Here is a 24,246-nt window from a genome sequence, read left to right on the forward strand (position 1 = left end):
CCCGCGCCCCTAAAAGCCTAAAGCAGCGCCTCGTTCAGTAGTGCTGTCCACTGGGTGACCACTCTGTCCCGCCTGGCCTTGTCGTCCGTCAGCAGGTTTGCCAGGCCCAGGCCTCTCGCCATGTCCAGAAGGCCCTGGACCGTCTCGCGGGCGCCTGGCTGTGACTCGTCCGCACCCAGAAGGTCGACCGCGATCCTGTGGGTCTCCCGGCCCACCCGCGCCTCCAACTCCGTCACCCGGGGACGCAACTGCTCCTCGTTGGAGGCGGCGACCCACAGGTGGAGGGCGGCGCGGAACAGCGGGCCCGTGTAGAGGTCGACGAGGGCGGAGATCACCGCGCGCCGGTCGTCCGCCGCGCCCTCGGGGAACAGGGCGCGTAGGGCCGTGGAGCGCTCCTCCGCCACGTATTCCACCGCCGCCGTGAAGAGGTCCTCCCTGGTCGGGAAGTGGTGCTGGGCGGCGCCTCGGGAGACGCCGGCGCGTTCGGCGACGACGGTGACCGTGGAGCCGGCCCAGCCGTGTTCGGCGAGGCAGGCGACGGCCGCTTCGAGGAGGCGCTGCCTGGTGGCCCGGCTGCGGTCCTGCTTCGGCACGCGGTCGGCCCGGTCGCCGATCGTGGTCACACCACCCATGGGGGATCCCGTCGTTCCAGGAAGGCTGTCATGCCCTCGCGCCCGTGCGGTGCGGCGAACAGCCGGGCCGAGAGCGCGGTCAGGTCGGCCGCGTCCCGGTCGAAGGTCTCCAGCACCCTAGCCGTGAGCAGCCGTTTCGTCTCGGCCAAGGCCTCGGGGGCGGCCCGGCGCAGACCGTCCAGGATCGGTTCGAGTACGGCGTCCACGTCGTCGCCCGCCGCCGTCACCAGGCCGATGCGGGCCGCCTCGGCCGCGTCGAAGCGCTCACCGGTGAGGTAGTGGCGGGCGAGGGCGCGGGGGTCGGTGCGGGGCAGCAGGGTCAGCGAGATGACCGCGGGGGCGACTCCGATCCGTACCTCGGTGAAGGCGAAGGTCGACTCCGTGGAGGCCGCGGAGATGTCGCAGGCGGCGAGGAGGCCGAGGCCGCCCGCGCGGACGTGGCCGGTGACGCGCGCGACGACCGGCTTGCCGAGTTCCACGATCTGCCGCAGCAGCCCGACCAGGGCGTACGGGTCCGGCGGGTCCTTCAGGTCGGCGCCCGCCGAGAAGGTGTTGCCGGTGTGGGTGAGGACGATCGCGCGGACGGCGTCGTCCTTGGCGCAGTCGGCCAGAGCGGCGGCCAGCTCCCCCACCAGCGCCGCCGACAGGGCGTTGCGGTTGTGCGGGGAATCGAGGCCGAGGGTCTCGACGCCACGCGCGCGTGTGCGGGCGATCAGTGTCATGTGCGCTCCCTGAGCTGCCGTCGGAGGATCTTGCCGGAGGCGGCCCGGGGCACCCCGGCGATGAAGGTGACCTGGCGGACACGTTTGTAGGGGGCGACCCGCTCGGCGACGTACATCATGACCTCGCTCTCGGAGAGGCCGCTCGCGGTGGGCTGGCGGACGACGAAGGCGTGCGGGACCTCGTTGCCCTGGTCGTTGTAGGTGCCGATGACGGCGGCGTCGGCGATGCCGGGGTGGGTGAGCAGGAGGGCCTCCAGTTCGGCGGGGGCCACCTGGAACCCCTTGTACTTGATGAGCTCCTTGACCCGGTCGACGACGAACAGCCAGCCGTCGGCGTCGACATGGCCGACGTCCCCGGTGTGCAGCCAACCGTCGGCGTCGATCATCGCGGCGGTGTCGTCGGGGCGGCCGAGGTAGCCCTTCATGATCTGCGGGCCGCGGATGAGGATCTCGCCGGGCTCACCGACATCGAGGTCCTTGTCGGGGTCGTCGAGGGAGACGATCCGCATCTCGGTGCCGGCGATGAGTTTGCCGACGGTTCCGGGCGGTGCCTCGCGCATGGCGGACAGGGGGACGACGTGGGTACCGGGCGAGAGTTCCGTCATGCCGTACGCCTGGCCCACGGGCGGGAGGCCGAGCCGGGCCGAACAGGCGGCGGCGAGTCGGGCGTCCAACGGGGCGGCGGCGCTGACGATGTAGCGCAGGGACGACAGGTCGTAGTGCTCGACCAGTGGGTGCTTGGCGAGGGCGAGGACGATCGGCGGGGCCACGTACAGGCCGGTGATGCGGTGGTTCTGGATGGCCGCGAGGAAGGTCTCCAGGTCGAAGCGGGGCAGCACGACGACGCTCGCGCCGACGCGCAGGGGCGCGTTCATGAGGGCCGTGAGGCCGTAGATGTGGAAAAAGGGAAGAACCGCCAGGATTCGGTCCTCGGGGCCCGCCGACATCAGCGGCTGGAGCTGGGCGAGGTTGGTGGCGATCTGCCGGTGCGTGAGCATCACGCCCTTGGGGGTGCCGGTGGTGCCCGAGGAGTACGGCAGTGCCGCCACGTCCGTCACCGGGTCGATGGCGATGTCCGGCTCGGGGGCCGTCGAGGCCAGCATGTCGATCAGGGAACGGTGACCGGGGGCGCTGTCGCAGACGAAGATCTCCCGTACCCCGCCCGCGAGTTCGGCGGCCCGCCGTGCCGTCTCCAGCAGCGGCGAGACGGTGACGATCCAGCGGGCGGCCGAGTCGGAGAGCTGCTTGGCGAACTCCTCCGGCGTGGCGAGCGGGTGCACGGTCGTGACGGAGGCACCCGCGCGCGTGGCGGCGTAGAACGCGGTCGGGAAGGCGATGGTGTTGGGGCTGTGCAGTGCGAGTACGTCCCCCTTGGCGACGCCCGCGTCCGTGAGGCCCGCGGCGACCCGGCGGTGGAACCGGTCGAGCTGTGCGTACGTGAGGGTGGTGCCGTCGGTGCCGTCGATCAGGGCGGGCGCGTCACCGAACTCGGCGGCGTGACCCAGCACCGCCTCGTGGATGGGAAGTTCTATGGGCTGGACGTCTGCGTACTCGCTGCGGAACACGGTTCCTCCAAGACGGCCTGGTTCCTGGGCGGCCTAGTACGACTTGGGCAGGCCCAGGGTCTGGTGGGAGACGTAGTTGAGAATCATCTCCCTGCTGACCGGTGCGATACGAGCCACGCGCGCGGCCGTTATCAGCGAGGCGATCCCGAACTCCCGGGTGAGGCCGTTGCCGCCGAGGGTGTGGACCGCCTGGTCCACGGCCTTCACACAGGCCTCCCCCGCGGCGTACTTCGCCATGTTGGCGGCCTCTCCCGCGGCCACGTCGTCGCCCTCGTCGTAGAGGTGGGCGGCCTTCTGCATCATCAGGCGGGCCAGTTCGAGCTCGATGTGCGCCTGGGCGAGGGGGTGGGCGATGGCCTGGTGGGCGCCGATGGGGGTGTTCCACACCGTGCGGTCCTTGGCGTAGGTGATCGCCTGGGAGAGCGCGTAGCGGCCCATGCCGATCGCGAAGGCGGCCGTCATGATGCGTTCGGGGTTGAGGCCGGCGAAGAGTTGCAGGAGGCCCGCGTCCTCGTCTCCCACGAGGGCTTCGGCGGGGAGGCGTACGTCGTCGAGGGTGAGCTCGAACTGCTTCTCCGGGGCGTCCAGTTCCATCTCGATACGGCGCCTGTCGAAGCCGGGGGCGTCCCGGGGGACGATGAACAGGCAGGGCTTGAGGCGGCCGGTGCGGGAGTCCTCCGTGCGGCCGACTATGAGGGTGGCGTCGGCGATGTCGACACCGGAGACGAACACCTTGCGGCCGGTCAGCAGCCAGTCGGCTCCGTCGCGGCGGGCCGTGGTGCTGATGCGGTGGCTGTTGGAACCGGCGTCGGGTTCCGTGATGCCGAACGCCATCGTGCGGGTGCCGTCGGCGAGTGCGGGGAGCCACTCCTGTTTCTGGGCTTCCGTGCCGAAGCGGGCGATCACCGTGCCGCAGATGGCCGGGGAGACGATCATCATCAGGAGGGGGGCGCCGGCCGCACCGAGCTCCTCCAGGACGATGGAGAGTTCGGCTATGCCGCCGCCTCCACCGCCGTATGCCTCCGGCAGGTTGACGCCTAGGTAGCCGAGCTTGGCCGCTTCGGCCCAGAGCGCCTCTCGGTCGTAGGTGCGGCCGTGGCGTTTGCCCAAGGCGGATACAGCTGTGCGGAGGGTTTTGTGCTCGTCCGTTTCGATCGTGGGCATGTGACCCCTTCGTTGTGGCTGAGCGCGCAGTTCCCCGCGCCCCTAGGTGGGTTGGACTACCGCCAGTAGAGAGCCGACCGTTACTTGTTGGCCGGGTACTACATTCAGCGCAGCTAGTGCGCCTTTCACCGGGGCCGTGATCTTGTGTTCCATCTTCATCGCCTCCAGCCACAGGAGGGGCTGGCCGGCGTCCACGGCTGATCCCTCCGTCAGGCCGTCCGCGACCCGTACGACCGTCCCCGGCATGGGGGCCAGCAGCGAGCCCGGGGCGTGCTGGGCGGTCGGGTCCGGGAAGCGGGGTAGGGCCTTCAGAGCCACACCACCGACGTAGACCTGGTCGCCGTACGTCGACACCTCGAACTTGCGCTGTACGCCGTCCACTTCGAGTACGACCCGGCTCGCGTCCGTGTGGATCACCCTGACCCCGTCCGCCTCCAGGCCCTCCCGGGTGTGGCGGTAGTGGACCTCGTGCTCCTCGCCCGCCATCTCGTAGCGCTTGGTCTGCGGGGCCGAGGGCAGGTTGCGCCAGCCGCCGAAGCGGGAGCGGCCGACCGCGTCCGCGAGGGCCGCCGCCAGGGGGGCCAGCAAGTCCGGGACCGGTTCGGTGAGTTCGGGCAGGTGGCGGTCGTAGAAGCCGGTGTCCATGCGGGCCGTCGTGAACTCCTTGTGGCGCAGGGAGTTCACCAGCAGGTCCCGGTTCGTGGTCGGGCCGTGGATCGTCGCCCTCTCCAGCGCCCCCGCCAGTTTGCGGACCGCCTCCGCGCGCGTGGGGGCGTACGCGACGACCTTGGCGAGCATCGGGTCGTAGTGGACGCCGATGTCGTCGCCGCTCTCGTAGCCCGTGTCCAGGCGGACCGACGGGGGGACCGCGAAGTGGTGCAGGGTGCCGGTCTGGGGGGTCCAGTCCCGGGCGGGGTCCTCGGCGTAGAGGCGCGCCTCGACGGCGTGGCCACGCGCGCGTGGCGGCTCGTCGGGCAACCGGGCCCCCTCCGCGACGCGGAGCTGTTCCGCCACCAGGTCGATGCCGAACACCGCCTCCGTCACCGGGTGCTCGACCTGGAGGCGGGTGTTCATCTCCAGGAAGTGGGCCTTGGTGCCGGAGACCAGGAACTCGACCGTGCCCGCGCCCACGTAGTCCACCGCGCGCGCCGCCCGTACCGCCAGCCGGTGCAGTTCCTCCCCGAGGTCCTCCGGGAGTCCGGGAGCCGGGGCCTCCTCGATCACCTTCTGATGGCGGCGCTGCAGGGAGCAGTCGCGGGTGCCCAGGGCCCAGACCGTGCCGTGGGTGTCGGCGAGGACCTGTACCTCCACATGGCGGCCGTCCTCGACGTACGGCTCCACGAAGACCTCGCCGTCGCCGAAAGCGCTCGTGGCCTCGGCGCGGGCGCTCTCCAGGGCGGCGGCCAGGTCTTCGACGCGGCGGACGACGCGCATGCCGCGGCCTCCGCCGCCCGCGGCCGCCTTCACCAGCACCGGCAGATCGGCCGGCGTCACCTCGTCGAGGGGCGCCAGCCCCATCAGTTCCTTGGCGCGGGTCTTGGACGCCATCGCCTCGATCGCGGCCGGGGGCGGTCCGATCCAGACCAGACCGGCGTCCAGGACGGCCCGCGCGAAGTCGGCGTTCTCGGAGAGGAAGCCGTAGCCCGGGTGCACCGCGTCGGCGCCGGAGGCGAGCGCCGCCCTCACGATCAGGTCGGCGCGCAGATAGGTGTCGGCGGGGGCCGCGCCCGGCAGTCGTACCGCCGTGTCCGCCACGCGCGTGTGGAGGGTGTTCGCGTCCGGGTCCGAGTGCACGGCGACCGTCCGGATTCCCAGCTCACGGCAGGTGCGGAAGATCCGGCAGGCGATCTCGCCCCGGTTGGCCACAAGGAGTGCAGAAATCACTGGGTCCCTCACATCCGGAAGACGCCGAAGCCGCCGCGTGCGCCCTCGTAGGGCGCGGTGTGGATCGCGGACAGGCACAGTCCCAGTACCGTCCGGGTGTCGCGGGGGTCGATGACGCCGTCGTCGTAGAGCCGCCCGGACAGGAACATGGGCAGCGACTCGGACTCGATCTGCTGTTCCACCATGGCGCGCAGGGCGGCGTCGCCCTCTTCGTCGTACGGCAGTCCCTTCGCCGCGGCCGACTGGCGGGCGACGATGGAGAGCACACCGGCGAGCTGCTGGGGGCCCATGACGGCCGACTTGGCGCTGGGCCAGGCGAAGAGGAAGCGGGGGTCGTAGGCGCGGCCGCACATGCCGTAGTGGCCCGCTCCGTACGAGGCGCCCATGAGGACGGACAGGTGCGGGACCTTGGAGTTGCTGACGGCGTTGATCATCATCGCGCCGTGCTTGATGATGCCGCCCTGTTCGTACTCCTTGCCGACCATGTAGCCGGTGGTGTTGTGCAGGAAGAGCAGCGGGATGTCGCGCTGGTTGGCCAGCTGGATGAACTGGGCCGCCTTCTGGGACTCCGCGGAGAACAGGACCCCCTGGGCGTTCGCCAGCACCCCGACCGGATATCCGTGGAGCGCCGCCCACCCCGTCACCAGGCTGGTCCCGTACAGGGGCTTGAACTCGTCGAAGTCGGAGGCGTCGACGATCCGGGCGATCACCTCACGCGGGTCGAACGGGACCTTGAGATCGCCGGGGACGATTCCCAGCAGTTCGTCGGCCGGGTACTTGGGCGGCTCCGCCGGGCCCGGATCGCCGTACGCCTTGCGGTGGTTGAGGCGGGCCACGACCCTGCGGGCCTGCCTGAGCGCGTCCTGCTCGTCCACGGCGAAGTGGTCCGCGAGGCCCGACACGCGCGCGTGCATCTCGGCACCGCCGAGGGACTCGTCGTCGCTCTCCTCGCCGGTGGCCATCTTGACGAGGGGCGGGCCGCCGAGAAACACCTTGGCCCGCTCCTTGACCATGATCACGTGGTCGGACATGCCGGGGACGTAGGCGCCCCCGGCGGTGGAATTGCCGAAGACGACGGCGACGGTGGGGATTCCGGCGGCCGACAGCCTGGTCAGGTCCCGGAAGATCGCACCCCCGGGGATGAAGATCTCCTTCTGGGAGGGAAGGTCCGCGCCGCCCGACTCCACCAGGCTGATGCAGGGCAGCCGGTTGGCGAGGGCGATGTCATTGGCCCGCAGGGCCTTCTTCAGTGACCACGGATTGCTGGCCCCGCCGCGCACGGTCGGGTCGTTGGCGGTGATCAGGCACTCCACGCCCTCAACCACACCGATCCCGGTGACGAGGGAGGCTCCGACCGTGTAGTCGCTGCCCCAGGCGGCCAGCGGGGACAGTTCCAGGAAGGGCGTGTCGGGGTCGAGGAGCAGCTCGATACGTTCCCGGGCGAGCAACTTGCCGCGTTTCCGGTGTCGTTGGACGTACTTCTCGCCGCCACCCGCGAGCGCCTTCGCATGCTCGGTGTCCAGGTCGGCGAGCTTGGCGAGCATGGCTTCGCGGTGGGTCCGGTAGTCGGGGCCGGTGGTGTCGAGGGTGGTCCGCAGGATCGTCACAGCAGGGACTCCGGGATCTCCAGGTGGCGGGAGCGCAGCCATTCGCCGAGGGCCTTGGCCTGCGGGTCGAAACGGTGCTGGGCGGCGACGCCCTCGCCGAGGATCCCCGCCACGACGAAGTTCAGGGCGCGAAGGTGCGGGAGGGCGTGCCGGGTGACGTCCAAGTCGACTGTCTCCGGGAGGAGTTCGCGCAGTCGGTCCACGGTCAGGGTGTGCGCGAGCCAGCGCCAGCCCTCGTCGGTCCGTGCCCACACCCCCACGTTGGCGTTCCCGCCCTTGTCGCCGCTGCGGGCCCCGGCGACGAGCCCGAGCGGGGCCCGCCGGGTCGGACCGGGAGGCAGGGGCGCGGGCAGGGGTGGTTCCGGTGGGTACTCGAGTACGGCGGTCTCCTGGGCCGGGTCCACGGGGATCCGTCGCCCGTCGTGGAGGACGGCCATATGGTCCACGGCGCTGTGGGGGACGTACACATCCTCGAAGACCCCATAGGGCGAGCCCTTCCCCGGTGGTGCCAGCACATGGAACCCGGGGTAGCTCGCGAGGGCCAGCTCCACGGCGGCTCCGCTGAGCGCCCGTCCGACGGCCTCCTGGTCCGTGTCCCGGACCACCAGCCGCAGCAGGGCGCTGGCGGTCTCCTCCGTGTCGGCGTCCGGGCGGTCGGTGCGGACCAGGTCCCAGCGCACGTCGGTGACCTTGGCCAGGTGTGGCTCCAGCTGCTCCCGCACCAGCGCGGCCTTGGCCTCGATGTCCAGGCCGGTCAGCACGAAGGTGACCTCGTTGCGGAAGCCGCCGAGGCGGTTGCGGCCGACCTTGAGGGTGGGCGGCGGGGCCTCGCCGCGTACGCCGGAGATCCGGACGCGGTCGGGGCCGTCCTGGGTGAGCCGGACCGTGTCGAGGCGGGCGGTGACGTCGGGGCCGGCGTACCGGGCGCCCTGGGTCTCGTACAGCAGCTGGGCCGTCACCGTGCCGACGTCCACGAAGCCGCCGGTGCCGGGGTGCTTGGTGATGACGGCGGTGCCGTCCTCGTGGAGTTCGGCGAGAGGGAAGCCGGGCCTTCTCAGATCCCGCTCTCCGTCGGCGAAGAACGCGTAGTTGCCGCCGGTCGCCTGTGTGCCGCACTCCAGGACGTGCCCGGCGACGACGGCCCCCGCGAGGCGGTCGTACTCCCCCGGCCCCCAGCCGAAGTGGGCGGCGGCGGGCCCGGTGACCAGGGCCGCGTCCGTCACCCGGCCGGTCACCACCACGTCCGCGCCCGCCCTGAGACAGGCGGCGATACCGAAGCCGCCGAGGTAGGCGTGGGCGGCGAGGGCGCCGGGGTGCTCGGCGGTGAGATCGTCGCCCTCCACATGGGCGACCCGGACCGACAGGCCGAGCCGGTCCGCCAACTCCCTTATGCGGGCGGCCAGTCCGGACGGATTGAGGCCGCCCGCGTTGGCGACGATCCTGACGCGCCGCTCCTGCGCGAGGCCGAGGCATTCCTCCAGTTGACGCAGGAAGGTGCGGGCGTAACCGCCTTCGGGGTCCTTCAGCCGGTCCCTGCCCAGGATGAGCATGGTCAGCTCGGCGAGGTAGTCGCCGGTGAGGACGTCGAGTTCACCGCCGGTGAGCATCTCGCGCAGGGCGTCGAAGCGGTCACCGTAGAACCCGGAGGCGTTGCCGATCCGCAGAGGCTTCACTCGGCCACCCTCTTGAACGCGCGCCCCTCACCGGGCGGGGCGGTGTCGCGCCATGGGTCGGAGTCCGTGGCCTCGGTGCGGGGGGTGAAGCGGTCGCCGGGCGCCGACCCCGCGAAGGGCTGCGCGATGCCGAGCCGCCAGTCGGCGTCCGTGCCCTCGGCACGCAGGGTGCCGAAGCGCTCGCCGCGGAAACTGGCTGCGTCGCCGATGCGGAGGATCATCCGGCCGCCCCCTTCGCCGGGCGTCCGACGCCGGGTGGGCCCGCGAACGCCTGGGCGATGTCCAGCCACCGGTCGGCGTCCTCGCCCACTGCGGTCAGGGCGAGGTCGGCGCGGTGTGCGCGCTGGGTGACCAGGAGGCTGAAGTCGAGGGCGGGGCCGGTGACGCAGTCGGTGGCGTCCTCGGGGCCGTAGGACCACAACTCGCCGGAGGGCGCGGTGAGTTCAATGCGGAACGGTTCGAAGGGCGGGGTCAGCCCGTGCACCCCGAAGGCGAAGTCGCGGGTGCGGACGCCGAGGCGGACGATATGCCGGATCCGGTCGGTCGCCGCGCGGTTCACCCCCAGCGCGTCCGCCACGTCCAGGCCGTGGGCCCAGGTCTCCATGAGACGGGCCGTGGCCATGGAGGCGGTGGACATGGGCGGCCCGTACCAGGGGAAGCGGGCCCCCTCGGGCGCCGCGCGCAGGGCCTCCGCCAGGTCCTCGCGACCCGCCCGCCAGTACGCGAGCAGTCGCGCCGGAGGCTTGCGGGCGCCGTCCTTCGCACCCTCGTCCACGAAATCCCCGGGTGCGGCCAGCGCCTTCTCGACCTCGCGGGAGAAGGCCTTCTGGTCGGTGACGGCGAGCAGGGAGGAGTGGTCGGTCCAGGCGAGATGGGCGATCTGGTGGGCGACGGTCCAGCCGGGGGCGGGGGTCGGCAAGGACCACTGCTCCTGGCTCAACTCGGCTACCAGCAGGTCGAGTTCCTCGCTCTCCGCACACAGGTCGGCGATGACGGGCGTGGGGTCTGCCATGGGGCGAGGATGTCAGCGACCCCGAAAACAAGCAAGCATGCTTGCATTAATTCACTGCACCGATATTCGGAGGCACTGACCCCCTCCCCCGCAGTACGGTCCCCCGGTGATCGATGACGACGGTTACTTCGGAGAGTCCGTCGCGGCGACGTACGACGAGTCGTCGGCGGCGATGTTCGCGCCCGAGACGGTCGAGCCGGCCGTGGATGTGCTGGCGGAGCTGGCCGGTGAAGGGCGGGCGCTGGAGCTGGGCGTCGGGACGGGGCGGATCGCGTTGCCGCTGGCCCGGCGCGGGGTCGGGGTGCACGGCATCGAGCTGTCCCGGGCGATGGCGGACCGGCTGCGGGCCAAGCCCGGCGGCGAGGCGATCGGGGTGACGATCGGGGACTTCTCGACGGCCCGCGCACCCGGCACCTTCTCGGTCGGTTACCTGGTCTTCAACACGATCATGAACCTGACGACCCAGGACGCCCAGGTGGACTGCTTCCGCACGGTCGCCGGTCATCTGGAGCCGGGTGGGACCTTCGTCGTCGAGGTCATGGTCCCCGAGCTGCGCAAGCTGCCTCCGGGGCAGAACACGGTGCCGTTCCACGTCGGCACCGACCGCCTCGGCTTCGACACCTACGACGTGGCCACCCAGGCGATGGCCTCTCACCACGTCAAGGTCACGGAGGACGGTGAGGGTTCCTTCCGGTCCATCCCCTTCCGATACGTCTGGCCCGCCGAGCTGGACCTGATGGCCCGACTGGCCGGGATGCGGCTGCGGGACCGGTGGGAGGACTGGGGACGGCGGCCCTTCACGGCCGACAGCCCCAAGCACGTCTCCGTGTGGGAGAAGCCCGCGGACTGACGTCGAGACGGAAAAGGCCGACGGACTCCGCCGGCCCACCCCGGCGGCGGAGGGAGACCAGGAGCCCCGCCTCGATTCAGCCGCTGCTCCACACGCCGCCAGACGACCCGCACGCCCCGATCACCCCTGCACGACCCGCACGCCCCCATGTGACCCGCCCGCCCCGATCCCGCTCGCACGATCCGCACGGCCCGATCACCCCTGCACGACCCGCACGCCCCGACACCCCCGTTACGGCCCGCAAGCCCCAATAACGCCCACATGACCCGCACGCCCTGACACGACCCGCACAGCCCGCCAAAAGCTCACGGAGTGATCCCCTTCCCCCGCCCCACCTGCGTCCGCACCGCCCCCATGCTCGCCGCTATCACGAGGGCGACCGCGAGCGCCTGGAGCGGGGACAGGGCCTGGTCGAGGATCAGGAAGCCCGCGAGGGCGGCCATGGCCGGCTCCAGGCTCATGAGGATCGCGAAGGCGGAGGCGGGGAGGTTGCGCAGTGCGAGGAGTTCGAGGGTGTAGGGCAGGACGGAGGACATCAGGGCCACCGCCGCGCCGAGGCCGACGGTCACCGGGTCGAGGAGCCTGGTGCCGGACTCCGCGATGCCGAGCGGCAGGAACGCCAGCGCGCCGATCGCCATGGCCAGGGCGAGGCCGTCGGCCTGTGGGAAGCGGCGGCCGGTGCGCGCGCTGAAGACGATGTACGACGCCCACATGGCGCCCGCACCCAGCGCGAAGGCCACGCCCGCCGGGTCCAGGTCGCCGAAGTCGCCGCCGCCGAGGAGGAAGACTCCGGCGAGCGCGAGCGCGGCCCAGACGGCGTTGACCGCGCGGCGGGAGGCGAGCACCGAGAGGGCGAGGGGGCCGAGGAACTCCAGGGTCACCGCGGCACCGAGGGAGATGCGGTCGACGGCCTGGTAGAAGAGGCCGTTCATCGCTGCCAGGGTGAGGCCGAAGGCGACGACCGTGCCCCAGTCGGTACGGGAGTGCCCGCGCAGCCGGGGGCGACAGACGACCAGGAGAACGAGCGCGGCCACCATCAGTCGCAGGGTCACGACCCCGAGGGCGCCGGCCCGCGGCATCAGGGTCACGGCCAGCGCCGCGCCGAACTGCACGGAGACCCCTCCGGCGAGCACCAGGCCGACGGGACCGAGGGAGCCGAGGCGACGAGGCCCGCGGGTGGGCGTGGCGGCCATCGGGGCCGTGCTCGGCGACGACGTCGGGGCGCTGCTGGAGGTGGTCACGGGGCTTCCAGGGGTCGACTCGGGGTTCGTCCATCATGCTGCACTACTCAGTTCACGATAGTGGACTCAGTCATGCGCGTAAACCCGTTATACGGCTGTCCCCGAACCGCTACCGGCCCGGCCCGCGCGCCATGAAGACGTCCACCGCGTCCTCGCTCTCCACCGTGAACCCGTGCCGCTCGTACAGCCGTCTGGCCGCGCTGCCCTGGAGGACGTTCAGGCGGACGAGTTCGCCGTCTGCGTCGGTCCTGGCGAGGAGGCTGCGCAGGACGGCCGAGCCGAGACCGTGGCCCTGGAGTTCCGGGTCGATGAAGAAGTGCTCCAGCCAGTGCGCGTCCTCGGCGGGACGCAGCGCGACACAGCCCGCGAACCGGCCCCCGGCCAGGATGACCGACGCGTGCGGCGCGACGAAGGCGTCCCGGAACCGCTGCCGTACCCGGTGCTCGTCGAACCGCCCCAGCCGCTCCAGGTCAGGGCGCATCACGACGGCCCGCAGCTCGGCTATCGGCTCGACGTCGTCCGGCCGCGCGGGACGCAGGGTCCACGTGCTCGTATCCATGGCCGGAGTCTCTCAAGCCGTGGGCGAGGCGGACGTACGGCAGGTGAGTGGGCCCGCGGACGATCGTGCGGACCGGGTCCGGGACGCCCGCGAGGACCCCGTCCAGCGGGCCGGGCCCAGGCACCCTCACCCCCGCCGCGGCGGCTCCGGCTCCGCGAGCCCCTCCGCCAGCACCTCCGCCAGATGCCGCCCCCGCACCCCGGCCAGCTGCTCCAGCTGTGTGCGGCAGGAGAAGCCGTCGGCCAGTACCACCGCGGCGTCGGGGGCCCGGCGCACCGACGGCAGCAGTTGCTCCTCAGCGCAGTCCCGTGACACCTCGAAGTGCCCTTTCTCGAAGCCGAAGTTGCCCGCCAGGCCGCAGCAGCCGCCGGTCAACTCGCCGGTGAGGCCCGCGGCCTCGCGCAGTCGACGGTCGGCGGTGTCGCCCAGGACCGCGTGCTGGTGGCAGTGGGTCTGGCCGGCGACCGGGCGGTTCAGGGACGGTGGCCGCCAGTCGGGAGCGAGGCTCTCCAGCGCCTCCGCGAAGGTCAGGACCCGGGAGGCGAGAACGGCGGCCCGCGGATCGTCGTGCAACAGTTCCGGCAGGTCGGTGCGGAGGGCGGCCGCACAGCTCGGTTCCAGGACCACGACCGGTGCCCGGGTCTCCAGCACCGGTGCCATCAGGTCGAGGGTGCGGCGCAACACCGTACGGGCGCGGTCGAGTTGGCCCGTCGACACGTACGTCAGGCCGCAGCAGACCCGGCCCCGGCCGCGCAGCAGGGACACGGGGTCGAGGGCGACCGTCCTGCCGTCGCCCACCGGCGGCTTCTCCAGGTGCACGGTGGGCGGCAGCGCCACCCGCAGCCCCGCCGCCTCCAGCACCTGTACGGCCGCCCGCCCCACGGACGGCGAGAGGTGCTCGGTGAAGGTGTCCGGCCACAGGATGACCGTTGTCCCACCGGTGCCGCGGGCCGTTCGCCTGTCCCACCACCGGCTGAACGTCTCCGTCGCCACCTTCGGGATCCGCCGCTCGGCCGCGATCCCGCCGAGCCGCTTGGCGACGGCGGCCAACGGCCCCACGGACGCGAGGGCGTTGACCACCGCGGCTGCCCGCATACGGTCCACCAGGCGCAGCCAGACCGGCAGCCGGCCCATGGTGTGGTGGGACGCCGGGCGCCGTCGCCCCGCGTAGTGGTGGTGCAGGAACTCCGCCTTGTACGTGGCCATGTCGACCCCGACCGGGCAGTCGGACCGGCAGCCCTTGCAGGACAGGCACAGGTCCAGCGCGTCACGGACCTCCGTCGAACGCCAGCCGTCGGTGACCAGTTCACCGGCCAGCATCTCGTGCAGCAGCCGGGCACGCCCGCGCGTGGAGTGCGCTTCCTCACCGGTGACCCTGAAGGACGGGCACATGACGGCGGCCCCGGACGCCGTTGTCGTACGGCATTTCGCCACCCCGACGCAGCGCCGTACGGCGGCGGAGAAGTCACCGCCGTCGGCCGGGTACCCGAAGGTGACCTCGACGGGTTCGCGGGGGAGGACGGAGAAGCGGAGGTGGGAGTCGAGAGGGGCCGGGCGGACCAGCATGCCGGGGTTGAGCAGGTCGTCCGGGTCCCAGACGGCCTTCGCCCGCTCGAAGAGGGCGACCATCTCGGCGCCGTACATCCGGGGCAGCAGCTCGGCCCGCGCCTGGCCGTCCCCGTGCTCCCCGGACAGCGATCCGCCGTGCGCCGTGACCAGGTCGGCGAGCTCCTCGGAGAAGCGCCGGAAGCGGGCCACGCCGGGCTCGGTGAGCAGGTCGAAGTCGATGCGGACGTGGATGCAGCCGTCGCCGAAGTGTCCGTACGGGGTGCCTCTGAGGCCGTGGGCGACGAGCAGTCGCCGGAAGTCCCGCAGATACGCGCCCAGCCGCCGCGGGGGCACCGCGCAGTCCTCCCAGCCGGGCCACGCCTCGGACCCGTCCGGCATCCGGGTCGCCGTACCGCTGGCGTCCTCTCGGATGCGCCACAGGGCCCGCTGCCCGGCCGGGTCGGTCATGACCTGCGCGTCGATGACGTCGGCCGCGCGCACGATCCGCTCCGCACGCGCGCGTGCCTCGCCCTCGGAGGAGCCGCCCGTCTCCACGAACAGCCAGGCTCCGCCCCGCGGCAGCGCGGCCGCCGAGGGCACCAGGTCGGCCGCCATGCCCTCCACCGTCAGGGGGCGGTGCACCAGCAGCCCGGCGGCGGCCTCGGCGGCCGCGCCTTCGTCCGCGTACCCGAGGACGGCGAGCGCACGCGCGCGTGGCGCCTCCACCAGCCGCACGACGGCCTCGGTGAGCACGCCGAGGGTGCCCTCGCTGCCGCAGAAGGACCGGGCGACGTCGGCCCGGTGTTCCGGCAACAGGGCGTCCAGGGCGTAGCCGGAGATCCGGCGGGGCAGGTCGGGGAAGCCGGTCCGCAGGCGCGCGAGCTCACCGTCGACCAGTTCCCGCAGTCCCGCGGGCGCCCCGGCCCACTCCTGTCCGAGCCGCAGCCGCTGCCCGCGCGCGGTGACGACGGCCAGCTCCGCCACGCTGTCCGCGGTCGTCCCCCACGCCACCGAGTGCGAGCCGCAGGAGTTGTTGCCGATCATCCCGCCGAGCGTGCACCGGCTGTGGGTGGAGGGGTCGGGCCCGAACCGCAGCCCGTGCGGCGCGGCGGCGTCCTGCAACCGGTCGAGCACGAGACCGGGCTGGACGACGGCGGTACGGCTCTCGGGGTCGACGGACAGGAGCTTGTTCATGTGCCGGGTGAAGTCCAGTACGACTCCGGTCCCGGTGGCCTGCCCGGCGATGGAGGTACCGCCGCCGCGGGGGACGACGGGGACGCCGTGGGTGCGGCAGACCTCCAGTACGGCGGCCACGTCGTCGGCGTCCCTCGGGGCGACCACCCCGAGGGGGACGCGCCGGTAGTTGGACGCGTCCATGGTGGTCAGCGCCCGGGAGGTGACGTCGAAACCGACCTCGCCTTGGACGACCTTCCGCAGATCGGCCTCAAGATCCGTCATGACTCCAGCAAACCAGCCGGGTCAACATCGCCGTCTCACCCGACGGACTACGTTTCGACCAGGTTTCCCCCAACGGCTACGCTCCCCTCGTGGCTGAGATCCAGATTCCCGCTGACATCAAGCCCGCCGACGGTCGTTTCGGCGCGGGCCCCTCCAAGGTGCGGACGGAAGCGCTGGACGCGCTGGCCGCGACCGGCACCTCCCTCCTCGGCACCTCCCACCGCCAGGCTCCCGTCAAGAACCTGGTCGGTCAGGTCCGCGAGGGCATCTCCGAGCTGTTCCAGCTCCCCGAGGGCTACGAGGTCGTCCTCGGCAACGGCGGCTCCACCGCGTTCTGGGACGTGGCGACGCACGGCCTGATCGAGAACAAGTCGCAGCACCTGACCTTCGGCGAGTTCTCGTCGAAGTTCGCGAAGGCCTCCAAGCTGGCCCCCTGGCTGGCGGAGCCGACCGTGATCTCCTCCGACCCCGGTACCCACCCGGAGCCGCAGGCGGAGGCGGGCGTCGACGTGTACGCCTTCACCCACAACGAGACGTCGACGGGTGTCGCGGCCCCGCTCAAGCGGGTCGCGGGCGCCGACTCCGGGTCCCTGGTCCTGGTCGACGCCACCTCCGGCGCCGGCGGCCTCCCGGTCGACATCGCCGAGACGGACGTCTACTACTTCGCCCCGCAGAAGTCCTTCGCCTCCGACGGCGGCCTGTGGATCGGTGTGTTCTCCCCGGCCGCGATCGAGCGCGCCGAGCGGATCCACGCGTCCGGCCGTCACGTCCCGGAGTTCTTCTCGCTCCCGACGGCGATCGACAACTCCCGCAAGAACCAGACGTACAACACCCCGGCCCTCGCCACCCTCTTCCTGCTGAACCAGCAGCTGGAGTGGATCAACGGCCAGGGCGGTCTCGCGTGGTCGACGGCCCGTACGAAGGACTCCTCGACGCGTCTGTACGGCTGGGCGGAGGAGTCCAAGCACGCGACCCCGTTCGTCACCGACCCGGCCAAGCGCTCCCAGGTCATCGGCACGATCGACTTCTCGGACGAGATCGACGCCGCCGCGATCGCCAAGGTCCTGCGCGCCAACGGCATCGTCGACACCGAGCCCTACCGCAAGCTCGGCCGCAACCAGCTGCGTGTGGCGATGTTCCCGGCGATCGACCCGGCGGACGTCGAGGCGCTGACGAAGTGCGTGGACTACGTCATCGAGAAGCTGTAGTCGTTTCCAGGGATACGACGACGAGGGGCGCCCGGCGACCGTGCCGGGCGCCCCTCGTCGTCCGCGCCGCAGGGCACCCTCACGGCACCAGGACCAGCTTCCCGGTGGTGCGCCTCTCCTCGATCGCGCGGTGTGCCGCGGCGGCCTCGGCCAGCGGATAGGTACGTTCCACGGTCACCCGCAGCCGGCCCGCCTCGATGCGGTCGGTGATCGGCTCCAGCGCCCGGCCCGAGGGCTCGGCCGTGACCCAGGCATAGCGCAACCCCCGGGCGGCGGCCTCACGTTCGTCCGTACCGGGGTCGATGGCGGCGCCGACGAGCAGCCCCCCGGGCCTGAGCACGTCGAGGGAGCGCGGTCCGTACGCACCGCCCACCAGGTCCAGGACGACGTCCACCGGGTCCACGACCGTACGGAAGTCGTCGGCGGTGTAGTCGATCAGTTCGTCGGCGCCGAGCCCGCGCAGCCAGTCGTGCTTGGCGGGCCGAGCGGTCCCGATGACGTGCGCGCCGAACTCCTCGGCCAGTTGCACCGCGACATGGCCGACACCGCCGGCCGCCGCGTGGATCAGCACGCGGTCCCCGGGCCGGACGCGGGCGAGGACGGCCAGCGCCTGCCAAGCGGTGATCGCGACCAGCGGGACGGCGGCGGCGTGCGCGAGGTCGAGGTTCTTCGGCTTGGCGGCCAACGCGACGGCCGGGGCGGCGGTGTAGTCGGCGTACGCGCCGCGCGAGGAGAGAGGCAGCATGCCGTACACCTCGTCGCCCGGCGCGAACCGCGTGACACCCGCGCCGACCCGCTCGACGACCCCGGCCACGTCGTTGCCCGGAGTCCAGGGCAGGGTGACCAGCTCCGGCACCCGGCCGGCCCGCAGCACCGTGTCCCCGGGGTTGACCCCGGCGCCGCCCACCCGCACCAGCACCTCCCCGGGTCCGGGCTCCGGTACCTCGGTCTCGGTGGGAGTGAGCACCTCGGGGCCGCCGAACGCGGACTGGACGATGGCATGCATACGGGTCATGCGCCCCATCCTCGGCCGGTCAATACCGAGGCGGAAGAAGGCACTTGTCTGATATCGAGGTACCTCATGGATACCGGCTTCGACCTGAGGAAACACGGCGGCGTGGATGTCTTCCTGCGCGACTGCCCCACCCGTGCCGTGCTGGAGCTCATCGCGGGCAAGTGGACCATGCTGGTGCTGGTCGCGCTGGAGGACGGCCGGCCGATGCGGTTCGGCGAACTGCGCAGGCGGCTGGACGGCGTGACGCAGAAGGTGCTGACGCAGACGCTGCGGGCGCTGGAGCGCGAGGGACTGCTGGCCCGCCGGGTGTACCCGACCGTGCCGCCCCGCGTGGAGTACCGGCTGACCCCGCTGGGGCGGGAGGTGGGCGGCCTCGTGCAGTCGATCACCGACTGGTCGCAGGCGAACATCGCCGCCATCCGGGCCGCACGGCAGGAGTTCGACGACCGCGCGGCGGCCGATCCGGTACGGCAGTGAGGGCGCCCGGCACTGTCGCCGGGCGCCCTCGTCGGGTTCGACCGCTCAGCCGCGGAAGCCGAGCATCCCGTGCAGGGTCGCGCCGCCGGACACGGCGGCCGCCGGGGCGGACGCGCCGGTCAGGGCCGTCGCCTTCGCCGGCTGGGCCGCCTGCGGCTTCGGGTCGGGCAGCTTCTTGCAGACCGCGTCGGCCGTGCCGTGGCCGCGCGGGACCGTGCCGTCGGTCAGGTAATTGACCAGGTACTTGTCGAGGCAGGCGTTGCCGCTCAGCGAGATGCCGTGGTTGCCGCCGCCCTGCTCGACGACCAGGCTGGAGTGCTTGAGGAGCCGATGCACGGTGACACCGCCCTGGTACGGGGTGGCCGCGTCGTTCGTCGCCTGGAACAGCAGGACCGGCGGGAGCTTGGAGTTGGCGACGTTCACCGGCTTCAGCGACTTGGTGGGCCAGAACGCGCACGGCGCGTTGTACCAGGCGTTGTTCCAGGCCATGAACGGGGCCTTCTCGTACACGGCCCAGTTGTCCTTGCGCCACTGGTTCCAGTCGCGCGGCCAGGAGGCATCACGGCACTGCACGGCCGTGTAGATGCTGTAGCCGTTGTCACCGGAGGCGTCGATGGCCGCCATGCCCTCGTACGCCTTGACGAGCGGGGCCGTGTCCTTGTGGTTCACGTACGCCGCGAACGCCTGGGCGAGGGAGGGCCAGTAGCCGTTGTAGTAGCCGCCGGGGATGAAGGTGTCCTCCAGCTCGGAGGCGCCCACCTCGCCGCCGGCCGGCGTCTTGGCGAGGGCCGCCCGCATCGCGTACCACTTGGCACCGACCTTGGCCGGGTCGGTACCGAGCTTGTACGTCGAGTTGTACTTGGCGATCCACGCCATGAACGCCTTCTGGCGGGCGTCGAAGGCGTAGTCCTGCGAGATGTTGGCGTCGTACCAGACCCCGTCGGGGTCGACGATCGAGTCCAGCACCAGGCGGCGCACATGGCCCGGGAAGAGCTTCGCGTAGACCTGGCCCAGGTAGGTGCCGTACGAGTAGCCGAAGTAGTTGATCTTCTTCGCGCCGAGGGACTTACGGATCGAGTCCATGTCCTTCACGGCGTTGACCGTGTTGATGTACGGCAGCACGTCCGCGTACTTGCGCCCGCAGGCGGCGGCGAAGGACTTGGCGCGCTCCAGGTTGGCCTTCTCGATCGCGGGTGTGCTCGGCACGGAGTCGGGGCGCACCGGGTTGAAGTAGCCCGGCTTGCAGTCGAGGGCGGGCTTGCTGTCGCCCACGCCGCGCGGGTCGAAGCCGATGACGTCGTACTGTGCCGCGACCGCCTTGGGCAGGCTCGAGGCGACGAACCCGGCGAGGCCGAGTCCGCTGCCGCCGGGGCCACCGGGGTTGACCAGCAGCGGGCCCTGGTACTTCTTCGCGGTGTGCGGGACCCGGGACAGGGCCAGGGTTATCTTCCGGCCCTGCGGCTTGGCGTAGTCGAGCGGCACCTTCACCGAACCGCACTGCAGGGTCGGGTAGTCGTCGGTGCCGCACTTCTTCCAGCTGACCTTGGCCACCGCCTGGGCGGTGGCCGTGGTGAGGGACGGAGTGGCCTCAGCGGGAACGGACGTGACGGTCCCCGCGAGGACCACGGTCGCACCGCACAGCACGGCTGCGCTTCTTCTCATGAAGTTCTCTCAGCAGATGGGGGGTTGGGGTCCGGACCGAAGGACTCACGATCCTGACCGCATCCTGCCGAAAAACCGCTCGAGTGAGAAACAAATGAACGAGAGATTTGAATCTTCTTTGATCCGGAGGCACTTGGCGCGGTGACCTGGCGGACAGCGCAGCGGCCATCCCGGTGTACCTGGTGGTGACCGTGCTGCTCTCCGGGATGCCAACCCCTAGGGCGCGTATCGAGTCCTGGTCAATGGGTGACCCCGGTGAGGATCCACTCTCGTCGGCTCATACATGATGAGTCCTGCGATCATCCATGCATGCTCACGCTCAACGACGACTTCGGACATCTTTCCTACGACATAGCCGGTGACGGCTCGCCCGTCGTGCTCGTGCACGCTGGGGTTGCCGATCACCGCATGTGGGACGCGGTCGTGCCCGCGCTCGCGGAACGGCACACCGTGATCCGGTACGACCTGCGCGGCTTCGGCGAGTCCGCGCCCCCGAGTGGCCCCTTCCGTGAGACCGACGACCTGCGCCACCTCCTGGACCACCTCGGCCACGAACGTGTCCGGCTCGTGGGTGCCTCCTGGGGTGGCCGCGTGGCCCTGGACTTCACGCTCACTCACCCGGACCGGGTGCACTCCCTCGCGATGCTCGCCGCCCCCTGGCCGCGCTATCACTGGTCTGCGGACATGGTCTCGTACGACGAGGCCGAGACGGCGGCCCTGGAGGCGGGCGACCTGGACGCCGCCGTACGGATCAACCTGGACATGTGGCTGCGGGGACCCGCTCGCGGCTGGGACGACGTGGCCGGCGGACTGGCCGACCGACTCCGCGGCCCCTTGCGGACATCGCTGGAGAATCAGGCCGTCGTGGACGAGCACTCCCAGGGCCCCGCGGCCGGCGACCTCGCCGCCATCTCCGTCCCCACCCTGGTGGGCGTCGGCAAGCTGGATGTCGCCGACTTCCAGGAGATCGCCCGCCGCTACGCCACCGCGATCGCCGACGCCACCCTGGTCGAGTTCGCCACCGCCGCACACCTCATCGCTATGGACGCGCCCGCCGAACTCAGCGCGGCACTGGGTCCGTTCCTCGCTCGTTAGGCAGGTACCGAAAATCTTGATCAATGTACGGGATCGACCACTTGCGGGAGGGCTGACCCGGTAAGTGCCTCAGTGCTGTTCCGCAGAAGTTCGTGGGGGCTGTGGGAAGGCGAGTCCGGACGCGTCGGGTTGTCAGGTGAATGAGAAGTGGGCTGCGGCCTCGGCGGGCGTGGCCCCTTGAGAGCGTCCGGGGACATCGTGGACGGCGTTTGCGCCCTCGGCGCGAAGTTGGTCGACCCCGGCGTGGCGGGCCATGACCGCGGCGTAGGCGCGGACGTCTGCGGCAGTGATGTCAGTACGGCCTCGCTCTGCGTGCTGTTGGAGGAGAAGGCCGAGGTCCGGGGTGAATCGAAGCATGGTCACCGGGGCGTTGAAGCGCCTGACGATGGCGATGAGTCGGGCGCGCGCCCGTGGGGTGACGTTCGTGGACTCCGCGACTGCTGTCCGTCCGGCGGCGAGCCGGGCGGCGATCCTGCGGTCGCGTTCCTCGAAGATTCGAGCGTCCGCCGCGTCGCGGTCCGCATCGGTGGGTGAGGCGCCGAAGAGTTCCGCGCGGATCTCATCGCTGGAGACCACGGCATCCTCGTCGATTTGGCCGAGCGCGATCAGTGCCCGCACGAAGCTGGTCTTGCCGGAAGCCGGTGGGCCGACGAGGAGCACGAGTCCCGCCGGCACGGGGGTCGGCCTGGAGTCGCCCGGCGGGTGAGGCTTGAGGTAGAGGTCGCCCGCGTAGTCCAGGGCTTCTTCCACTGAGCCGGCCGCCAGGCCGCTGGGGAGGATGCTGTCCCGGTAGCCGTCGTTGCTGGCCTGGTAGAGGGCGAAGCCCCAGGTGTGCAGGACTCCGGTGAAGCGCAGGCGGCACAGCGGAAGCCACTCACCGTCCTTCAACTCGCCCTCTACGTAGGCGAATCCGGCTCGGAATCGGACGTGGACCCGGGTGAGTTGCGGCCAGTGCTCGGCGGTATGAGCGTTGAGCCGCCGGCGCAGGTGGTGCTGAATGGACTCGGGCGGGTTCTTCGGCACGACCCCATCCTGCCGCCCCTGACCGGTCCTCGACCGTGATCACTGCTCATGACCGAGGGCTCGGGGCGACGTGCGGCAGTGCCGGTGGCGCTGGACGAGGAGACGCACGGTGCGCTGCAGCGGATCGCCTCATCGGCGAAGGCACAGGTGAGGCAGGTCCTGCGGGCCCAGATGGCTGCGACGAGGTGAGTATCACGCTCGCTACTGCTGGCACATTCCTCCACGCCCTCGGACACCCCTCTGGACAACGTCCGACGACCTGGTACGACCGTATGTGCCAGGACAGGGCGCCCGATGAGAACCGGGCGCCCTCTCCTCACGTGGCCGTACAGCTCACGCTCGGCACACCCCCGCTCCCGGGCGCCCCACCGAACCCGAAACTCGCCGAACCGCCCACCGCGACCGCCCCGTTGTGGGAAGCGTTCGTCGCGGTCACGGTCGAGCCGGTCTGGGTGTACGACGCGTTCCACATGGAGGTGACCTTCTGCGAGCCCGGCCAGGTCCACGTCACCTTCCAGGAGGAGAGAGCCGTGGACCCCGAATTGGTCACCTTCACCTCGGCGTTGAAGCCGCCGCCCCAGTCACTGCTGACGGTGTAGGCGGCAGTGCAGGCCGCCGTGGAGCCGCCCGGGTCGCCCGGGTCGGTGCCACCGCCCGAGCTGGGGAACCCCGGCGCCTTGACGCTCGCGAGGTACCCGTCCTTCACGGTGTCCACGGTCTGCCAGTCGTCCTTCAGGATCCCGCCCGTGTCACCGGAGTTGGGGTTCCAGGACCAGAAGGTCCAGTGGAAGGAGTCGGCGCCGTACGTCGAGGTCGGCCGCAGATATGAGACCAGTGCCGCCAGCCACTTCTGGTCCACGGTCGACTGCAGGGTGGTGCCGAACTCGCCCACCCACACCGGCGCGATGTTCTGCTTGAAGATGTAACCCCAGTACTTGTCCCAGATCCCCGGCATGTTGGCAGGGAAGGACGGATCGCTGAACCAGCTCTGCTGGGCCACGCTGGTCGCGTAGTCGTGGGCGGAGTACACGACCCGGTTGGCCACGTTCAGCTGCACCGGGTACTGGGCGACGCCCATCAGGTTGCCGCCCCACCAGCCGGAGACGCCGTTGAAGGTCTGCACGCCCTCGACGAAGATCAGCAGGTCGGGATTGACGGACAGCACCGCGTTCCCGGCCCGCTGGGCGGCGAGGCGCCAGTCCGTGGCGGTGTCCCCGCAGCCCCAACAGGCGGGATCATGGGGCTCGTTGTGCAGGTCGATGCCGACGACCGTGTCCTGGCCCTGGTAACGCGTCGCCAGTGCCTTGAGGTTGGCGATCCACGTCGACTCCGGGACCGCCGCCGTGTACCAGAGCGCCGACTGGCCTCCGGAGTCCGGGCGGTGCCGGTCGAGGATGACCTTGAGGCCGTCCTGACCGGCGTACGACACGAGCCTGTCCAGGACGCCGAGGGAGTCCCGGCCCTGAAGGTCGGCGTTCTTGCCGCTGGAGAAGTCGATGCTGTTGGGGACCGTGCCCGCCTTGAAGATGTCGTCGCTGTACGGGATGCGGATCGTGTTGTAGCCGAGCGACTTCATCTGGTCGATCATGGACTTGTAGTCGCGGGACCAGAGGCCGTGGACGACGTGGTTACTGGTCTCGAAGCCGAACCAGTTGATGCCGGCGATCCGGACCGGCTGCCCGGAGGCGTCCAGGATCTGGCGTCCGCTGGTGTGCCAGTAGCCGGCGCCGGCCGCTTCGGCGGCGTCGGCCGGCTGAAGACCGGCGGCCCCCAGCGGCAACAGGAGAGCCGCCGCCACCGCACACAGCGCTCTTCGCAAGTTGCGGAACATGTTCGCTGCTTCCTCTCGGG

General features: G+C 71.2%; 20 protein-coding genes. 4 read left to right on the plus strand and 16 right to left on the minus strand.

The features are described 5' to 3' along the window. Positions 1-17 precede the first annotated feature (17 nt). The 9 genes from ABZT93_RS22040 to ABZT93_RS22080 are packed head-to-tail and all read right to left on the minus strand — an operon-like array spanning position 18 to position 10,259. Positions 18-632 (minus strand): TetR/AcrR family transcriptional regulator, encoded by a 615-nt coding sequence (locus ABZT93_RS22040; protein ID WP_356106798.1) that lies wholly within the window; start codon positions 630-632, stop codon positions 18-20. Then, positions 620-1,354 carry an enoyl-CoA hydratase family protein gene (locus ABZT93_RS22045; protein WP_356106801.1) on the minus strand — a complete coding sequence of 245 codons (735 nt, stop codon included), beginning with the start codon at positions 1,352-1,354 and terminating at the stop codon, positions 620-622. The genes ABZT93_RS22040 and ABZT93_RS22045 overlap by 13 nt, the downstream gene beginning before the upstream one ends. Next, positions 1,351-2,919, minus strand: a complete 1,569-nt coding sequence (locus ABZT93_RS22050) for a 4-coumarate--CoA ligase family protein (RefSeq protein WP_356106804.1) — start codon at positions 2,917-2,919, stop codon at positions 1,351-1,353. The genes ABZT93_RS22045 and ABZT93_RS22050 overlap by 4 nt, the downstream gene beginning before the upstream one ends. Before the next feature lie 33 nt (positions 2,920-2,952). Continuing rightward, positions 2,953-4,083, minus strand: a complete 1,131-nt coding sequence (locus ABZT93_RS22055; protein WP_356106807.1) for an acyl-CoA dehydrogenase family protein — start codon at positions 4,081-4,083, stop codon at positions 2,953-2,955. A 42-nt stretch (positions 4,084-4,125) separates the two neighbouring features. Then, positions 4,126-5,967, minus strand: coding sequence for a biotin carboxylase N-terminal domain-containing protein (locus tag ABZT93_RS22060; RefSeq protein WP_356106810.1), 1,842 nt, complete (start codon positions 5,965-5,967; stop codon positions 4,126-4,128). A gap of 8 nt (positions 5,968-5,975) precedes the next feature. After that, complete coding sequence (locus ABZT93_RS22065; protein WP_356106812.1) at positions 5,976-7,574, minus strand: carboxyl transferase domain-containing protein; 1,599 nt, start codon at positions 7,572-7,574, stop codon at positions 5,976-5,978. After that, on the minus strand, positions 7,571-9,247 hold the full coding sequence (locus ABZT93_RS22070) for an acyclic terpene utilization AtuA family protein (RefSeq protein WP_356106815.1): 1,677 nt from the start codon (positions 9,245-9,247) through the stop codon (positions 7,571-7,573). The genes ABZT93_RS22065 and ABZT93_RS22070 overlap by 4 nt, the downstream gene beginning before the upstream one ends. Continuing rightward, positions 9,244-9,468 (minus strand): hypothetical protein, encoded by a 225-nt coding sequence (locus ABZT93_RS22075; RefSeq protein ID WP_356106818.1) that lies wholly within the window; start codon positions 9,466-9,468, stop codon positions 9,244-9,246. The genes ABZT93_RS22070 and ABZT93_RS22075 overlap by 4 nt, the downstream gene beginning before the upstream one ends. After that, entirely contained in the window at positions 9,465-10,259 is a 795-nt protein-coding gene (locus ABZT93_RS22080; protein ID WP_356106820.1) for a TIGR03084 family metal-binding protein, read from the minus strand. The genes ABZT93_RS22075 and ABZT93_RS22080 overlap by 4 nt, the downstream gene beginning before the upstream one ends. A gap of 106 nt (positions 10,260-10,365) precedes the next feature. Here ABZT93_RS22080 and ABZT93_RS22085 point away from each other — a divergent pair, with 106 nt between their 5' ends. Further along, the gene (locus tag ABZT93_RS22085; RefSeq protein ID WP_356106822.1) at positions 10,366-11,109 is read left to right on the plus strand and encodes a class I SAM-dependent methyltransferase; all 744 of its coding nucleotides are present in this window, start codon (positions 10,366-10,368) and stop codon (positions 11,107-11,109) included. Between the two features lie 305 nt (positions 11,110-11,414). Here ABZT93_RS22085 and ABZT93_RS22090 read toward each other — a convergent pair whose 3' ends face one another. The 3 genes from ABZT93_RS22090 to ABZT93_RS22100 form a co-directional block, all read right to left on the minus strand. Beyond that, positions 11,415-12,350, minus strand: a complete 936-nt coding sequence (locus tag ABZT93_RS22090) for an EamA family transporter (RefSeq protein WP_356106825.1) — start codon at positions 12,348-12,350, stop codon at positions 11,415-11,417. 109 nt (positions 12,351-12,459) lie between these two features. Next, positions 12,460-12,909 carry a GNAT family N-acetyltransferase gene (locus ABZT93_RS22095; RefSeq protein WP_356106827.1) on the minus strand — a complete coding sequence of 150 codons (450 nt, stop codon included), beginning with the start codon at positions 12,907-12,909 and terminating at the stop codon, positions 12,460-12,462. Positions 12,910-13,035: 126 nt separating this feature from the next. Further along, the gene (locus tag ABZT93_RS22100; RefSeq protein ID WP_356106830.1) at positions 13,036-15,915 is read right to left on the minus strand and encodes an FAD-binding and (Fe-S)-binding domain-containing protein; all 2,880 of its coding nucleotides are present in this window, start codon (positions 15,913-15,915) and stop codon (positions 13,036-13,038) included. A gap of 89 nt (positions 15,916-16,004) precedes the next feature. Between ABZT93_RS22100 and serC the strand changes: the two genes are divergently transcribed. Next, positions 16,005-17,123 (plus strand): phosphoserine transaminase, encoded by a 1,119-nt coding sequence (gene serC / locus ABZT93_RS22105; RefSeq protein ID WP_356106833.1) that lies wholly within the window; start codon positions 16,005-16,007, stop codon positions 17,121-17,123. A gap of 79 nt (positions 17,124-17,202) precedes the next feature. Here serC and ABZT93_RS22110 read toward each other — a convergent pair whose 3' ends face one another. Beyond that, positions 17,203-18,138: an NADP-dependent oxidoreductase gene (locus tag ABZT93_RS22110; protein WP_356106836.1), complete on the minus strand. Its 936-nt coding sequence runs from the start codon at positions 18,136-18,138 to the stop codon at positions 17,203-17,205. Between the two features lie 66 nt (positions 18,139-18,204). On the opposite strand from ABZT93_RS22110, the gene ABZT93_RS22115 reads away from it, so the two are divergent. After that, positions 18,205-18,615: a helix-turn-helix domain-containing protein gene (locus ABZT93_RS22115; RefSeq protein ID WP_356106839.1), complete on the plus strand. Its 411-nt coding sequence runs from the start codon at positions 18,205-18,207 to the stop codon at positions 18,613-18,615. Positions 18,616-18,660: 45 nt separating this feature from the next. Here ABZT93_RS22115 and ABZT93_RS22120 read toward each other — a convergent pair whose 3' ends face one another. Beyond that, positions 18,661-20,277: an alpha/beta hydrolase gene (locus tag ABZT93_RS22120; RefSeq protein ID WP_356106842.1), complete on the minus strand. Its 1,617-nt coding sequence runs from the start codon at positions 20,275-20,277 to the stop codon at positions 18,661-18,663. Positions 20,278-20,586: 309 nt separating this feature from the next. On the opposite strand from ABZT93_RS22120, the gene ABZT93_RS22125 reads away from it, so the two are divergent. Further along, positions 20,587-21,372 (plus strand): alpha/beta fold hydrolase, encoded by a 786-nt coding sequence (locus ABZT93_RS22125; RefSeq protein ID WP_356106844.1) that lies wholly within the window; start codon positions 20,587-20,589, stop codon positions 21,370-21,372. A gap of 132 nt (positions 21,373-21,504) precedes the next feature. Here ABZT93_RS22125 and ABZT93_RS22130 read toward each other — a convergent pair whose 3' ends face one another. Together ABZT93_RS22130 and ABZT93_RS22135 are read right to left on the minus strand one after the other, a co-directional pair. After that, a complete protein-coding gene (locus ABZT93_RS22130) occupies positions 21,505-22,395 on the minus strand; it encodes an ATP-binding protein (protein ID WP_356106847.1) in 891 nt (296 codons plus the stop codon). 316 nt (positions 22,396-22,711) lie between these two features. After that, positions 22,712-24,226 (minus strand): cellulase family glycosylhydrolase, encoded by a 1,515-nt coding sequence (locus ABZT93_RS22135; RefSeq protein WP_356106850.1) that lies wholly within the window; start codon positions 24,224-24,226, stop codon positions 22,712-22,714. Positions 24,227-24,246 lie beyond the last annotated feature (20 nt).

Origin of the sequence: Streptomyces sp. NPDC005303 (genome assembly GCF_040607335.1) — a bacterium.
GTDB lineage: Bacteria > Actinomycetota > Actinomycetes > Streptomycetales > Streptomycetaceae > Streptomyces.

What these genes read in the sequence shown, in the direction of transcription:
- ABZT93_RS22115 (WP_356106839.1), top strand. Translation starts at nt 18,205, where the DNA reads ATGGATACCGGCTTCGACCTGAGGAAACACGGCGGCGTGGATGTCTTC.
- ABZT93_RS22120 (WP_356106842.1), bottom strand. Translation starts at nt 20,277, where the DNA reads ATGAGAAGAAGCGCAGCCGTGCTGTGCGGTGCGACCGTGGTCCTCGCG.
- ABZT93_RS22055 (WP_356106807.1), bottom strand. Translation starts at nt 4,083, where the DNA reads ATGCCCACGATCGAAACGGACGAGCACAAAACCCTCCGCACAGCTGTA.
- ABZT93_RS22125 (WP_356106844.1), top strand. Translation starts at nt 20,587, where the DNA reads ATGCTCACGCTCAACGACGACTTCGGACATCTTTCCTACGACATAGCC.
- ABZT93_RS22100 (WP_356106830.1), bottom strand. Translation starts at nt 15,915, where the DNA reads ATGACGGATCTTGAGGCCGATCTGCGGAAGGTCGTCCAAGGCGAGGTC.
- ABZT93_RS22110 (WP_356106836.1), bottom strand. Translation starts at nt 18,138, where the DNA reads ATGACCCGTATGCATGCCATCGTCCAGTCCGCGTTCGGCGGCCCCGAG.
- ABZT93_RS22075 (WP_356106818.1), bottom strand. Translation starts at nt 9,468, where the DNA reads ATGATCCTCCGCATCGGCGACGCAGCCAGTTTCCGCGGCGAGCGCTTC.
- ABZT93_RS22045 (WP_356106801.1), bottom strand. Translation starts at nt 1,354, where the DNA reads ATGACACTGATCGCCCGCACACGCGCGCGTGGCGTCGAGACCCTCGGC.
- ABZT93_RS22040 (WP_356106798.1), bottom strand. Translation starts at nt 632, where the DNA reads ATGGGTGGTGTGACCACGATCGGCGACCGGGCCGACCGCGTGCCGAAG.
- ABZT93_RS22135 (WP_356106850.1), bottom strand. Translation starts at nt 24,226, where the DNA reads ATGTTCCGCAACTTGCGAAGAGCGCTGTGTGCGGTGGCGGCGGCTCTC.
- ABZT93_RS22080 (WP_356106820.1), bottom strand. Translation starts at nt 10,259, where the DNA reads ATGGCAGACCCCACGCCCGTCATCGCCGACCTGTGTGCGGAGAGCGAG.
- ABZT93_RS22095 (WP_356106827.1), bottom strand. Translation starts at nt 12,909, where the DNA reads ATGGATACGAGCACGTGGACCCTGCGTCCCGCGCGGCCGGACGACGTC.